The 14,268-nt window shown below is 39.3% G+C and carries 10 protein-coding genes; 7 read left to right on the top strand and 3 right to left on the bottom strand.

Going from position 1 to position 14,268, the window contains the following annotated elements:
* Positions 1–150 precede the first annotated feature (150 nt).
* Both galK and E2I05_RS19155 read left to right on the top strand, forming a co-directional pair.
* The gene (gene galK, locus E2I05_RS19160) at positions 151–1,308 is read left to right on the top strand and encodes a galactokinase (RefSeq protein ID WP_121854791.1); all 1,158 of its coding nucleotides are present in this window, start codon (positions 151–153) and stop codon (positions 1,306–1,308) included.
* A gap of 29 nt (positions 1,309–1,337) precedes the next feature.
* Positions 1,338–2,369 (top strand): aldose epimerase family protein, encoded by a 1,032-nt coding sequence (locus E2I05_RS19155; RefSeq protein ID WP_121854790.1) that lies wholly within the window; start codon positions 1,338–1,340, stop codon positions 2,367–2,369.
* Between the two features lie 96 nt (positions 2,370–2,465).
* Here the strand turns inward: E2I05_RS19155 and E2I05_RS19150 are convergent, their stop codons facing one another.
* Both E2I05_RS19150 and E2I05_RS19145 read right to left on the bottom strand, forming a co-directional pair.
* Complete coding sequence (locus E2I05_RS19150; protein ID WP_121854789.1) at positions 2,466–2,885, bottom strand: hypothetical protein; 420 nt, start codon at positions 2,883–2,885, stop codon at positions 2,466–2,468.
* A gap of 301 nt (positions 2,886–3,186) precedes the next feature.
* Positions 3,187–4,188 carry an NAD(P)H-quinone oxidoreductase gene (locus E2I05_RS19145; protein ID WP_121854788.1) on the bottom strand — a complete coding sequence of 334 codons (1,002 nt, stop codon included), beginning with the start codon at positions 4,186–4,188 and terminating at the stop codon, positions 3,187–3,189.
* 1,061 nt (positions 4,189–5,249) lie between these two features.
* On the opposite strand from E2I05_RS19145, the gene ltrA reads away from it, so the two are divergent.
* The 5 genes from ltrA to E2I05_RS19120 all read left to right on the top strand — a co-directional run bounded on the left by ltrA (position 5,250) and on the right by E2I05_RS19120 (position 11,495).
* A complete protein-coding gene (gene ltrA, locus E2I05_RS19140) occupies positions 5,250–6,530 on the top strand; it encodes a group II intron reverse transcriptase/maturase (RefSeq protein ID WP_133309811.1) in 1,281 nt (426 codons plus the stop codon).
* A 196-nt stretch (positions 6,531–6,726) separates the two neighbouring features.
* Positions 6,727–7,713 carry a cytochrome-c peroxidase gene (locus tag E2I05_RS19135; RefSeq protein WP_121852161.1) on the top strand — a complete coding sequence of 329 codons (987 nt, stop codon included), beginning with the start codon at positions 6,727–6,729 and terminating at the stop codon, positions 7,711–7,713.
* Between the two features lie 8 nt (positions 7,714–7,721).
* Entirely contained in the window at positions 7,722–9,323 is a 1,602-nt protein-coding gene (locus tag E2I05_RS22160) for a methyl-accepting chemotaxis protein (RefSeq protein ID WP_121852162.1), read from the top strand.
* 198 nt (positions 9,324–9,521) lie between these two features.
* A complete protein-coding gene (locus E2I05_RS19125) occupies positions 9,522–10,352 on the top strand; it encodes a MaoC/PaaZ C-terminal domain-containing protein (protein WP_121852204.1) in 831 nt (276 codons plus the stop codon).
* A 492-nt stretch (positions 10,353–10,844) separates the two neighbouring features.
* Positions 10,845–11,495 carry a two component system response regulator gene (locus tag E2I05_RS19120; RefSeq protein ID WP_121852163.1) on the top strand — a complete coding sequence of 217 codons (651 nt, stop codon included), beginning with the start codon at positions 10,845–10,847 and terminating at the stop codon, positions 11,493–11,495.
* On the opposite strand, the gene E2I05_RS19115 is transcribed toward E2I05_RS19120, so the two are convergent.
* Positions 11,481–14,267, bottom strand: a complete 2,787-nt coding sequence (locus E2I05_RS19115; RefSeq protein WP_165905430.1) for a response regulator — start codon at positions 14,265–14,267, stop codon at positions 11,481–11,483. The two genes, E2I05_RS19120 and E2I05_RS19115, sit on opposite strands and share 15 nt — an antisense overlap.
* Between the last annotated feature and the right edge of the window lies 1 nt (position 14,268).

The raw sequence follows: 14,268 nt of genomic DNA, 5'->3' as shown, positions 1-14,268 counted from the left end.
TAGTGGCCTCTCCCTTGAGGTCACTTCCATTTGTTTGGTGTTCTTCTTCGTAAGCCCTTTAGAATCGCGGTCTTTGGTTACATTAGGATTAAAGTCGTGATATAACTCTCAAATAGTGAAAAATAATTAATGTTGGAAGTATAGCCCTTTATGTCATCCCCAGTTCAACGTGCAACCAAGTTATTTGTCAGAACATTTGGCACTACCGCCGATGCTTGTTATCAAGCACCAGGGCGGATTAATCTTATGGGAGAGCATACTGACTACAATGAGGGGTTTGTACTTCCTGCTGCGATTAACTTTCGTGTTGTGATAGCCGCAAAACGCAGAGATGACAAGGTATTTCGTGCTGTAACTGACATCGCACCGGATGAATTTATTGAATGGAATTTCGGCGATGAAGGTGTACAAGCAACGGGAGTTTGTTGGGCAAACTATTTAAAATGTTTTACTTCTGCTTTAGCGCAGTCAGGCTTAGAAGCGAATGGTCTTGATATTGCTATTGTCAGCGATATCCCTATCGAAAGTGGTTTTTCCTCTTCTTCGGCTTTAGAAATTGCCTTTGGTTCAGCATTGAACGATGCCCATCAACTGCACTTATCACCGTTAGCGGTCGCACAAATCGCTCAACGTGGTGAGTACAATTATATGGGGCGCACTTGTGGTATGAAAGATCAAATGATCAGTGCCCTAGCTGAACAAAACCAAGCTTTACTTATTGACTGTCTTGATCTTGATTATGAAGCTGTGGCGATTCCGGAAAGTTTAAGTTTAATCATTATACATTCTGGAAAATATGCTTGCGAAGTTCAGCAAAAATATCAACAACGTAAGCATGAATGTCAGCAGGTTGCTGAGCATTTGGGTTTAGAAAGCTTAAGGCATGTGAAATTAAATCAATTGCATGAAATTGAAGCAGAGTTATCAACACAATTGTATCGGAGAGCCAAACACGTCATCACAGAAAACCGCCGAACTCAAAATGCTGCGAGAGCCTTAGAGCAATGTAACATTAAAAAGCTTAGTAGCTTAATGGCAGAGTCGCATCAATCGATGCGAGATGATTTTGAAATGAGTATTCCAGAGTTAGATAAGTTGGTTGACATTGTTAAGGCTTGTATCGGTGAAAGAGGAGGCGTTCGCTTAACGGGTAGTGGCTTTGGTGGCAGTGTGGTCGCACTTGTTGAGCATGAGCTGACCGATGATGTCGTTTATGCGGTTGAGAGTGAATACTTAAAAGCAACGGGAATTGAAGCCCAAGTGTACTTGTGTAGCGCAGCTTCAGCGGCATCAAGAATTGATACTTAAACTCTGCTCATAGGATAAGAAGAATACCAATGAATCATATTAAGGTACTAGAACCATGGGCCGATCCTCGCGGAGGTCAAATTGATCGTGTCATTGTTGATAACGGTACTATCGCGATTGAAGTGCTGAGTTTAGGCGGAATTATTCGCAATTTATGGGTTCCAGATCGAGATGGAACTCGACAAAATATTGTCTTGGGTTGCGACTCTATTGAAGCTTACTTAGAACAAAATGCGCACCTTGGAGCCATCGCGGGGCGTTTTGCTAACCGTATCGCCAAAGGGAAGTTAGAACACGAAGGTCAACAATATCAGCTTGATATTAACAATCAGGCGAATTGTTTACATGGTGGCCGTGACGGATTTAATCAAAAACAATGGAAAATTGGCCATTTAGTAGATGGTGTTCGATTAACTTTATGCAGCCCTGATGGTGAGATGGGTTTTCCGGGCAAGTGTAGTGTACAGCTTGATTATCGTTTAGTTGGTAATAACTTGTTTGTCGAGATTTATGCCACAACCACAAAACCTTGCCCCATTAATTTAACGCAACATAGTTATTTTAATTTAGATGGCTCGACACATATTGGTTCGCACAGCTTTCAAACAGATTGCACAAGTTACCTGAAAGCCGATCATGAAGGGATACCAATTTCTATTGAGTCTACTGCCGATACTGAGCTCGATTTTGCATATCAACAAACGTTATCAGCAGGTTTGCAGAGCGAGTCACTGTCAGCAACTAAAGGATTTGATCATTGTTTTGTTATGGCTGAAAATGACGAAGAGTTACAAAGGTTTGGTTGTGTAAGTTCAGCTGTTAGTGGCATTGAGATGACAGTACATACTAACCAACCTGGGGTGCAATTTTATACGGCAAATTTTCTACAAGGCACCGTAGGTAAAAATCAAAAAGTTTATCAACAACACCAAGCGATATGTATTGAGCCTCAACTCTTTCCTAATGCGCCTAATAGTCCAAAACTGTCTAGTGAAGGGTGGACATTGCCGGATCAAACTTATCATCACCTTAGTCGTTACCAATTTGAAACGATTAAGTAGCAAAGCATTTTGTATCAGTGAGCACTTTTGATGTTTAATACCAATTACTGTAATTGGTATAATTAATGATTGATAACATCATGAGTGGCCATTGATTTAAACGTCATCATCATCGAAACCAGTTTCCCAGCTGTCACTTTCAGTATCGGATACAGTGTCAGAGCCTGAGATATCAAGAGCAGGTTCATCGTCACTTGTGTTAGTACCAATAATGCTGACTACGTCTTCTTCAAGAGTCACATGTTTGTTATGTTCTTCTAAGAATTTGTTTTTGGCACTTTTCCAAGCTTCTGTGAAATTATCTTGTGCTTTTTTGAGACTACTTGTGTCGAGATCATGCAGATTATTTTCTACGATATCTTTTACATATTCGACGATTGCTTGACGACTTGTATTATATAAGTATATCCGCCCAGAGGAGGCTTCGGGGAGATCTTTATCGTAAATGACAACAGTATTACCTCTTGATGAGCGTAACTCACCATACCAAACTTGATTTTTTGTCATGCTGTTCATATATGCTAATGTCCTTCACTCAACACATACGTCTGAATTTTACATCGAAATATTGAAGATTCAGACTTCAAAAAAGATCTCAATTTACGGTTAACTTAGTGGAAAGCCTACTCATACGTGCTTTCCACTTGACTCATTACGACTGTAGCCGAAAATTTCTGGGCTTCAAGTTTTTTTGCTATTTCCAATATTAATTTTGAATTGTTTCACATTTACGACATTTCAATTTTTAGTGAAATTTTAGGCTCTTTCGTTACTTTATAGAAAGTAATTGGGCTCATACTGGGGAAATTCACTAATGCTATAGAGAGCAGATCTTGAGCACTACTTTGCCTCTATGTTGTCCAGATTCGAGCAATTCATGCGCTTTTTTCGCATCGGTGAGCTTAAAAGTTTGATGAATATGAGGCCTAAATTTGTTTTGCTCTAATAATGGCCATACAGATTGAAGTAACCGATTAGCAATATTAGCTTTGGCAGCATCACTTTGTGGACGTAAAGTTGAGCCTGTCCATGTTATGCGTTTCGCCATCAAGCGGAATACATCTACATTGGCTTTTGCACCTCGCTTAAGGGCTACAGTGACCAAACGACCATCCTCGGCAAGCAGTTTTAAATTTAAGTTTACAAAATCTCCAGCCGCCATATCAAAAATCAGATCTACGCCCTGATGGTTTGTAACTTGATTGATTTGTTCTAATAACTCTGGGTCGTGGTAGTTAAAAGCATGATCAGCGCCAAGTCCAAGGCAGTGTTGTTGTTTATCTTCTGAGCCTGAAGTGGTGATAACGGTAGCGCCAAACGCTTTTGCGAGAGAGATGGCACAATTTCCTAATCCGCCAGAGGCTCCGTGAATCAGCACGGTTTCGCCAGCTTGTAATTCCCCGCGATCAAATAGATTTCCCCAAACCGTAAACATTGTTTCAGGTAATACGGCGGCTTCGATGTCAGAAAATCCTTTTGGAATCGGTAAGCAATGACTACTTTGGGTGAGTACATATTCTCCATAACCGCCACCAGGCAATAATGCACAAACTTTATCGCCAATTTTCCAGTGTGAAACTTGTTCTCCAATGGCAACGATAACTCCAGAAACTTCAAGCCCTAAAATCGGTGACGCTGAAATAGGTGCAGGATAGATACCTTGCCTTTGAGCGATATCAGGGCCATTCACTCCAGCAGCAGAAACTTTGATGAGAACTTGTTCATCGATAGGCTTAGGAAGGGGTGACATTGAAAGAGAAAGTACATCGGGATTACCGGGTTGTTTAAAAGAAATGTGGGAAAAATACTGAGGGAGCATGACGTAACCTTTCTGTGTATAAAAGATGAATAAAATCCTTTAAATTAGTTAAAGAATGATGTTTATCAGCCGTTAAGTAAGACTTAAATCTATGAATTTATCCGAATGCTAATAAATTAAACTCATTTGATGATGATTTAACCATTTAAAATACTGTAATTATGTTAGGTTTGTTTAATAAAAAATAAATAGTCACTTTTTACCAATTTCTCCTTGAACCTAAAATCATCAGTTGAACGCTGAGTATATGAGTAACTGTTTGAGTCAATAAGATGACTTTATCATCATGGCTTTCACCTAATGAGTGAAGTGCTCTACGCTCACAAGCTTGCTAAAATGGCTGCTATCTGCGTTGTAACTTTTACAAGTAGAATAACTACTTGCTGCAAGCTACGCCTTACTATCAGCCATTTTTTCTACGCTTGGAACGCAGTCAACTGATGTTTCTAGGGAGCGCCACGAAGCGCTTTATTCTGTTGCGGGATTTGTCTCAACGTATACGCAGCCAAGCGATTACATGGCCATAAACCAGAGACAGCAACGTTATTATTTATAATAAGTCCATCAGGTTGAAACGTACCTGACGGGATAATTACCAGTTCATCCCGAAATCTGACGGGCATGCATAATGGGTAACCGCTATGACATGAAGCCCTGTGACAAAGGCCTTGAATAAAGGTTGAGATGCAATGTAGGCCGCAGCATCAAGAGAATTCAGTTAAGCGTCGTAAATCAAAAAATGAAGATGGGGAGTCTTTCCTAGTTGACGAACCCTGACACAAACAGAGAAGCAACTGGTAAATGCATCTGTTTGATCTTCCGCCGTAATATGAAGTGGCATGTATTGAAGGAAATAAAGTGAACGTGGGAGAGCCTGAGTGTTGGAAGGTAGTGACTTGCACTATCCGAATATAAGGTAAACCGAAATTTCAGATAGGGCGCTCAGGCAGTCGGATGAGCCCATAGTACCGTTAACCGTGAAGACAACATAACTTTACATCAGGGAAGGGGCTCAGTGTTACACCCGTTTTTTAACGTAACTTTTGAGGTGAAATTGCCATATGGCTAACACTCCAGTAAATATCAGAATATTACAGCGAAAACTTTACTTACGCTCAAAGCTTAACTCGGAGCTTCGATTTTACAGCTTGTACGATAAACTCAGTCGCCTAGATATACTCGAAGAAGCCTATCGACGATGCAAAGCCAATAAAGGCGGAGCAGGAATTGATGGCATCACATTCAGTTATCTAGAGCAGCAAAAGAAAGTCGTTGCGCTGTTAAAAGAAATTCAAACTCAATTACAACAGAAAAACTATCGACCTAGCCCAGTCAAACGAGTAGAAATACTCAAAGACAACGGCAAAACGCGGAAACTTGGGATCCCGATAATCAGTGACAGAATTGTGCAAATGGCGATGACAATAGTGATGCAACCCGTCTACGAACCTCATTTACATGAACACAGTTATGGCTACCGTCCATGTCGAAGCGCCCAGCAAGCGGTAAAAGTCATTGAAATGAGCCTAAAACAAGGCTATCAGCACGTACTCGATGCTGACTTGAGCGCCTATTTCGATACCATCCCGCACGCTAAGTTGATGGCAAAAGTAGAAAGGCGAATAAGCGACAGCAGCTTTCTGAGTTTACTGAAAAGCTTTATCAAAGCGCCCATCAGCATAGAGACGGTCAACGGGAAATGGCGAATAGAAGCAAGCCGATGTGGCACTCCGCAAGGCGGAGTTATCTCTCCACTACTGGCTAACATCTATCTCAACGATTTCTGTTTGAAAATACACGAAAAAACACCGTGTAAAATCGTTACCTATGCAGATGATTTTGTTGTACTTCATAAGCAAACCTACACACAAGAGCAACTGGACTGGATAGCACAGCAATTAAGTGATGAAGGTCTGAAGCTAAATCAAAGTAAAACCCACTGTGTGGATATGGGAAAGCTGATGAATGAGTTTGATTTCCTCGGTTTTAACTTTCAACGGATCACAGGCCTCATCAAAGGCACCAGTTACATTAAGATACAGGCGTCTAAGAAGAGCCAAACAAAGCTGAAAAATAAACTCAGAGACATAGTGAAGCATCGAACCTCAAATACACTTGGCGTACTGATAAATAAAGTTAATCAAGTTCTGAGTGGATGGAAACACTATTTTGCTGGGATAGGATATCCCAGAGGAGTATTTTTCAGAATAAATGGATTTGTAGTAAACCGATTCTATCGATGGCATCGTCGCTTAAGTCAACGTCGAAGCAAGTATCTATCACGAGGTGCTTACGAAAAATTACGCCAAGCTGGTCTTGAGTATTTACCCACGACAAGATGATAAGCAAAGTGAAGGAGCTGAGAGAAGTGTAACAACAGAGCCGTGTGAGGGAAAACCTCATGCACGGAATCGAAGAGGGGCTGCTGGATAAGCGATAGCGAAGCCAGTAGCCTACTCTACTTGAAAAGTGTGCCTGCGACTTATGGGCTTTAAGTGTCGTAATTTGCGACCAAAATAATGTATGTTTAGGTTATCTATGAAAAAAAAATTTGTTTTCAGTTGTCTTTTTTCTCTCATTTTTTCAAGCACTGTTGTTGCAGTAGATAAAACTCAATATCGCAGGCCCGATCATATTCCATTTCCGGCTTCGAACCCATACAGTGCGGCCAAAGCTACTTTGGGTAAGATGTTATTTTTTGATCCTCGTTTAAGTAAAAACCGTAACTTAACCTGTGCAACTTGTCATAACCCGAGTTTCGGATGGGAGGATGCAACAGCACGTTCTGTAGGAAGTCAGAATACTGAACTTGGCAGACATTCGCCAACCATCATCAATGTCGCTTGGGGTAATGAGTTTTTTTGGGATGGTCGAGCCGGAAATTTAGAAGCACAAGCTCAAGGACCCATTGAAGCGGCTGTTGAAATGAACATCAGTATGGATGAAGTTGTTGATCGTCTTAGTCAAGTCTCTGGTTATCGCAACTTATTTACCGAAGTATTTGGTGATACAGGTCTTAATGAGACAAATGTACGAAAAGCGATAGCCACATTTGAACGTACGATTGTGTCAGGTGAGTCGCCATTCGATCGCTGGGTTGAAGGAGATGAGAATGCAATTAGCTTAGCGGCTAAAAGCGGTTTTAAATTGTTTAATGGAAAAGCGGGTTGTGTAAGTTGTCACAGTGGATGGAATTTTACTGATCAAAAGTACCATGACATTGGGCTTGCCAGTAATGATAAAGGTCGGGCTTTAATTAGCGGTAATACTGAACATAACTTTGCTTTTAAAACGCCGAGTTTGAGGAACATCAGCCAACGAGCCCCATACATGCATGATGGCTCGATGAATGACCTCACTGAGGTAATTAAACATTATTCCGGTCGTTTTCTTCGTCGTGACTCGTTATCCCCGTTAATGATCTCCGTTCGATTATCTCCTTCAGAAATCGCAGATATCGAAGCGTTTTTGTTAACACTGACAGGCAAGGATGCTGCAGTTAGTTTACCTATCCTTCCTTATTAGGCGATATCATGAAAATAAAAAATAAAGTCATATTCAGTTTTTCCTTGCTCATTTTGCTGTTTACTTTGTTAAGTTTGTTTTTGATAAAGCAATTGGATGATCAAGGTAAGCAGACTGTTTTTGCGCTTAATCAGCCTCTGATAGCAATTAATAACAGTCGAGGTGCGTGGGAAACTTTTCTCGAAATAGAGATGTATGCCAACGAAATAATGGCAATGACAGAGCCAAAAGTTGCAGATCATGTACTTAATAGATTAACAGCTTTAGAGAAGACGTTTTTTAATCAATTACAATTAGCAAAGATAAATGCCCTAGAAGACACTGCGAAACAACAAAGTCAGCGTATTGAGGAGCAAGCGAAAAGTTGGTTTAAGAATATTGAGCAGCACTTAGCAAGCAATGGTGAGCAACGATTATTAGATCGTCGTATTTTGAATCAGAAACGCAATGCTATCCAAAAAGGGTTACATGAGCTAATTGATGAAACACTTACAGAAGCGATGCACCTAGCAAAGAAGGTAGAGGTTAATGTTCAATCTCAGCTATTTTGGGTACTGAGTTTACTGATTTCAATTAGCGGCATTGCTATTTTCTCAGCGTTATTTATTACCAAAAGCATCGTGAATCCAATGCGGAAATTAACTTCAGCTGTCATTGAGTTAACTCGAGGAGATGGTGATTTAACTAAACGATTGGACGAAAACAGCAATGATGAAATGGGAAACTTGTCCCGAGAATTTAATTTATTTATTCAAAAAGTGCAATGTTCGGTTTCTGATGTTGCAGGATCAGTGAGTATTGTTCATAACCAACTTGATGATTTTTCATCGATTACTGAGCAGACTCGCCAAGGGACTACTGAACAAAAACAACAAATTCAGCATATCACTCAAGCGATGGATACACTGTCAGGTTCAGTGATCACTGTCAGTGAAAGTGTTAATACCGCGAAAGAGCAAGCTGATAATATATTTAAAGGCACGAAAGACAGTTCGGCCCTTGTTACCGAAGCGACACAAGAGTTAAGTGCTCTAACAAATAACGTAGAACATACTTCTGAAGTCATTTATTCGCTGTCTGAATCGAGCGCTGCTATTGGAAAAGTTCTAGAAGTTATTGAAAATATTGCCGATCAAACAAATTTACTCGCTTTAAATGCGGCGATTGAAGCGGCAAGAGCTGGCGATGCAGGACGAGGGTTTTCGGTGGTGGCTGATGAGGTTCGTTCTTTAGCAATGAAAACTCAAGAATCAACGAAAGACATTCAACACACGATTAAGATGATCCAAGATCAAACTCATCAAGCCAGAGAATTGATGCTAGTTGGGTTAGATGGAAGCAAAAGTTGTATGCAAAAAAACACTGAGTTGTCGTCCTCCTTAAATGAAGTGCTTGAACGTGTAACCAGTATTCAACGAACCAGCGAAATCATCACTGAGCAAAGTGGCCATCAAGTTGAAGTATCAGAGGGTGTAAATACGTACTTAAGCAATATTGTCGTGATTGCAGAGCAAACAGCTCAAGGAAGTAATACTTTGCAAACAAGCAGTATGAGCGTACTCAATTCGATGAAACAAGTCGAGACGACTGTATCGCAGTTTAAATTATGATGCTTTTTATAAACTCTGTATTTTTTGATATGAAAATAACTTTTATATCAAATGGTTAATCTGTGCTTGCTTTACTTATGAAACATTGCAGCTGATAACCATGTTTCAAAAAGGGAATATTGCTATATAATTCGGAGCTTAAATTATCATCTCAAGGAAATGAACCTAGGTATGCAACAGAAAGTTGAATTGCAAACAATGCCGTCATTGTTTTCGCTTTATCGAAAAATTTTTTTTGCTCGTAAACCTGGTTGGGACAACAAACCGTTACCTTTTATCCGCATGTCGCTAGATAATGTAGAGTTAAATCGCAAAAAAGTGGTGCAGTATGCGCAGGTTTGTGGCTTCGAGTTCAAGGATAATATCGTTCCTCCGACTTATTTACATGTCATTATGTTTCGTTTGCATGCTGCAATATTTACTCAAGATTCAGTGACATTTCCTTTACTTGGAATGATCCATTTAAAAAATAAAATTCATCATTATCGTAATATTAATGTATCAGAAAAAGTGAATACGATTTGCGAACTTGTCAGCAGTGACCTGACTGATTCGGGACTAGAGTTTGTGTTACATTCTAAGGCATTTATCGATCACGAATTGGTGTGGGAGTCTACTTCAACTTATTTGTACCGCGTTGAAGGTGGAAAAAGAAAAAGACCTCCAAGAGCAAATAGTATTGATTTTTCTAATGCTAAGCCAATAGTTTTATCTTCAGATTTAGGTTGGAAATATGCTCGGGCTTCTGATGATTACAATTTGATCCACTTACATCCGATGCTTTCTAAGCGCTTTGGGTTCGAAAAAGTGTTAGCACATGGAATGTGGTCTAAAGCTTGTTGTATGTCTAAGCTTTCAAGTAATTTAAAGAGTGAAAAGTTTTCAATTGACGTTGAGTTTAAATTACCAATTTTCATGCCATCTGAAATTGGTTTTTGTCAGGATGTTAATGAAGACCTTGTTGTGTTTGAGTTGAGAGATAAGAAAGGCAAGCGTCCCCATTTAAGCGGTACACTGACTTACCTCTAGAGGGCGTTTTTAACCTTATACCAATTACAGTAATTAATCTCTCACTCAGCAAGAGCTAAAGGGTTTCAGTGCAAGGCACAAGCTCGAAGTACTATATTCCCTACGGCCGCCATACAAAACTGGCGTTCAACGCACTTCGTGCTTTTGTCGGGATAATTCAAGTGCTTGTAACGCAGTAATGGAACCCTTTAGCCTTGCCCTTCGGGAGCTTGTATGTGCTCACTTTGGTTTATAAAGAATACTTCTCAAAATTGTCTTGACGTAGCAATGTAATAACGACAGTTTTGTATGTCGGTAATAACTATGTCTTCATCAATTTCGATTGCACTATGAGCACATACATAGCTCTGAGTTGAGCATTTAATTACTGTAATTGGTATTAAAACCAAATGCATTTGGCGACATGCAAATGTATTTGGCAATAGTTCATTCAAATATATCGCCCATTTTAAGTTAAACTGAAATCATATTTGTCTCTTATTTAAGGAAAATATGGTGGCTTTCGATCAAGTAAAACCAACACGAATTCTTGTTGTTGATGATCATTCTCTTATCTTCGATGGCCTCAACAGTTGTTTAGCGCCTTACCAAAATATGCAATTGGTTGGCTTTGTCGCTGATGGCTTAGGGGTATATCAAGAGTGCTTAAAGTTGCAGCCTGATCTGGTTTTTATGGATTTAAAGCTTCCAAAAATGAACGGATTAGAGGTTATAAGGCAATTGAAGCAGCGATGGCCTAACATGTTGATCATTATGCTAACGGCGGTAGCAGAAGAAAAAAGTGCAAGAGAAGCGTTAGATATTGGTGCTAATGGGTATTTACTTAAAAATAGCCCTAAAAGTACATTATTTGCGGCCATTAAGAGTGTGCTCAAAGGAAAAATTTTTATCGATCCAAATCTTGATGAGCAACAGATTATCGCTTTGAGTAATGCTCATGATAATGAATTACCTATCTTGACTCATAGAGAAAAACAAGTGCTTACTTTGATTTGTGAAGGCCGAAGAAATAGAGATATTGCCGAAGATCTTGTGATTGGATTAAAGACTGTCGAAACTCATCGTACGAATTTGATGAGAAAACTCGACGCACATAACGTAGCAGAATTGATCTCTTGGGCAGACCGTTTAGGACTCAAATGATTGATCATCAATAGATTGAATGAGTGTATTTAGGGCTTTTAGTTGGGGTAGCTTCAACTCAGAATCATATACAAATATAGATTCTAATTTTGTTACCTCAGCGACAATATCATGAAGACCCGCTAGCCCAGAAGTTCCTTTTAAGGTGTGAAGTAAATGACTGGTTTTCTCGAAATCGTTTGTATCTATTTGTTTTTTTAACGTCAATAACATTTCTGTTAGTTGGCTGTATAGCTTGTGAGTTAAATCAGTCTGCATGATATCGATGAGTGGCGTGTCAATATCACTATTAATGGTGAGTGACATATCCCGTTCAAGTTGAATATCTGCAGCAATTTCTAAAGCATGGTTTAACGACCTTAAAGAAATAGGCTTAGTAATATAGTGTTGCATTCCACAGGATTCTATTTCAGCTTGAGCTTGTGGTTCAGCATTGGCCGTTAAGGCAAATATTGGACAATTTGCATCAAGAATGCTGTTGGATTGTCGCCAGAGTTTTGAAGCTTGATAGCCGTCTACTTCAGGCATTCTTATGTCCATCAATACCAAATCAAAGACATGTTTGGTCGCTAAATCAAGTGCATCCATAGCACTTGCAGCCGTATAGGTTTTTTGACCAAGCTCATGAAGCATTTTTGACAAAATTTCTCGGTTCACATCAACATCGTCTACGACTAATACTTTTAATTGCCAAGTGAGAAGTGCTGGCATATTACTGTGGGCGAAATGGGGAAAGTTGTTTTGAATTTCTCGACAAAATTGTAATAACCTTGCAGGCATATAAGTAAGCTCGGATGATTGGAGTATCTGGCTTTCTGAATTAACAGGAATGGCCTTCCATAGCAGAAGTTGGGCATGTAATGATTCTGGTGCTGAAATGTGCTGTCCTTGCAAGTTGATTATATCCATAGCATGGGTAATAGGAATACTTAAACAAAACACACTGCCTTGATGTTTTACACTACTGACAGTAAGAGTACCTCCCATTATTTGAGCCAGTTTTTGAGAAATGGGTAAGCCTAAACCTGAACCAATTTTTTGATGCTGTCCTTGAACATAAGGTTCAAAAACGGTTAATTGCTCTTGTTCGTTCATGCCACAACCCGTGTCTTCAACTTGATAATGAAGTTGTTGCACTGAAAATGAAAGTTGTAAAAAAATATGACCTTTATCGGTGAATTTAACTGAGTTTCCTAGCAAGTTTGTGAGGATCTGCCGAACCCTCTGGGCGTCTAAATTAATGTATTCTGGGACATTCGTGTTAACTTGTACATTAAGGCGTAAACCTTTAGAAATGGCCTGAGACTCTATACTGGCCATAGCTTCGTCAATGAGTGCTAATGAAGAATATTGCGCTAATTTTAGTTGAATTTGTTCGGCTTCAATTCGCGAAAAATCTAAGAGATTATTTATTAATGAGAGCAACGAATGGCAGCAGTTGGAAGCGGTTATAATCAGGCTCTTTTGCTTAGCCGATAAGCTATTATTAAGCAACAACTCAAGCGCACCCAAAATACCATTTAATGGTGTTCTGATTTCATGACTGATACTGGTTAAATGCTCGGTTTTTCTTTCATTCGCCAGTTCAGCAGCTTGAGATGCAGCCAGTAGTTCTTTCGTTCGCTCTGCAACCTGAAGCTCAAGCCTTTGGTGACTCAATTTTACTTCATCCAATAGTCGGTTATAGGCTTGGGCAATTTCGTCTAACTCTTCGTAGGGAGAATGAGGTAAATAACGCTCAAGATTTGGAGTATTATCATCTTGTAAAATTTTGATATAGGTTTTGATTGGTTTTTCTAAATGTAATTTGAATATGATAACCACCAAAATAGTGAGTGCGAGTAAAAGGAAAAGAGAAGATGAAAGCTTTTGGATAAAAGCATTTTTAGCCGAGGTAGCTATTTCACTTTTAGGCATGATGGAGAGTAGTTGCCAATTGGGGTTTTCAGTAAACGAACTCATAAAAAAGTAGTCCATGCCATTAATAACGACTTCCTTGTTTAGCTGTTGTTCAGGTAAATGTCGGTTATTTAAAACAAGGTCAACAAGTTCTTGCGATGGAGCGAGTTTATCTGGGTTAGCTATGAAAGATAAGGAATGATCTCGGGGAGTGACTAATGCATACTGACTTTTACTGTGTGATTGCAACCTTGTTAATAGGGAGGAATATATTGTCACTGGAATACTGATAGTGAGTGCTTCCTTTGAACGATTTGCTTTATAACTCAGAATAGAAGTCACTTCATTAGTAAAGTTTTTATACGATTTTGACCATACAAACTTATCAAGTTCAGCAGAAACATTCGATTTAAGTAAGAGTACTATTTGTGTAAGTTGAGCCAGTTGCATTTTATATTTGGAATACACCCATGAGTCGCCAGTAGGGCTAGAAACAATAACAAATGGATAATTAGAGTGGATTAATGGTGGAATAGTTACTATTGTTGATTCAGCTTTTTTTAGGCCCTTTTCAGGGAATGAACCTATGCGAGGAATGTAATAGCCAAATGCGGCTTGACCTTCTTTGGTCTTTTGGAATGAGTTCTTTTTCAGTATGTGGTTATAAGCGATTAAGTTTTTTTTTGCTGAGATAAGTGATTGATCAACTAAATCGAGTTGAAGCTGGTTCATTGATTGGTAATCGAGTAGGCCTTTATGTATTTTCTGATGAATAGTTTGTTGGTAGGATTGATACTCAATCAGTAACCACCACGCAATAAAAAGACTCACTAGTGTTATGGTGAGCTTAGAAACTAATGATAATTTTCTCATT

The organism is Parashewanella spongiae, from assembly GCF_004358345.1.
Taxonomy (GTDB): Bacteria; Pseudomonadota; Gammaproteobacteria; order Enterobacterales; family Shewanellaceae; genus Parashewanella; species Parashewanella spongiae.
Note: the sequence above shows the minus strand (reverse complement) of the source record. Positions and strands in the feature narration are given on the sequence as shown.

Coding starts and splice junctions, on each gene's coding strand:
- galK (WP_121854791.1), top strand. CDS start 151: ATGTCATCCCCAGTTCAACGTGCAACCAAGTTATTTGTCAGAACATTT.
- E2I05_RS19155 (WP_121854790.1), top strand. CDS start 1,338: ATGAATCATATTAAGGTACTAGAACCATGGGCCGATCCTCGCGGAGGT.
- E2I05_RS19150 (WP_121854789.1), bottom strand. CDS start 2,885: ATGAACAGCATGACAAAAAATCAAGTTTGGTATGGTGAGTTACGCTCA.
- E2I05_RS19145 (WP_121854788.1), bottom strand. CDS start 4,188: ATGCTCCCTCAGTATTTTTCCCACATTTCTTTTAAACAACCCGGTAAT.
- ltrA (WP_133309811.1), top strand. CDS start 5,250: ATGGCTAACACTCCAGTAAATATCAGAATATTACAGCGAAAACTTTAC.
- E2I05_RS19135 (WP_121852161.1), top strand. CDS start 6,727: ATGAAAAAAAAATTTGTTTTCAGTTGTCTTTTTTCTCTCATTTTTTCA.
- E2I05_RS22160 (WP_121852162.1), top strand. CDS start 7,722: ATGAAAATAAAAAATAAAGTCATATTCAGTTTTTCCTTGCTCATTTTG.
- E2I05_RS19125 (WP_121852204.1), top strand. CDS start 9,522: ATGCCGTCATTGTTTTCGCTTTATCGAAAAATTTTTTTTGCTCGTAAA.
- E2I05_RS19120 (WP_121852163.1), top strand. CDS start 10,845: ATGGTGGCTTTCGATCAAGTAAAACCAACACGAATTCTTGTTGTTGAT.
- E2I05_RS19115 (WP_165905430.1), bottom strand. CDS start 14,267: ATGAGAAAATTATCATTAGTTTCTAAGCTCACCATAACACTAGTGAGT.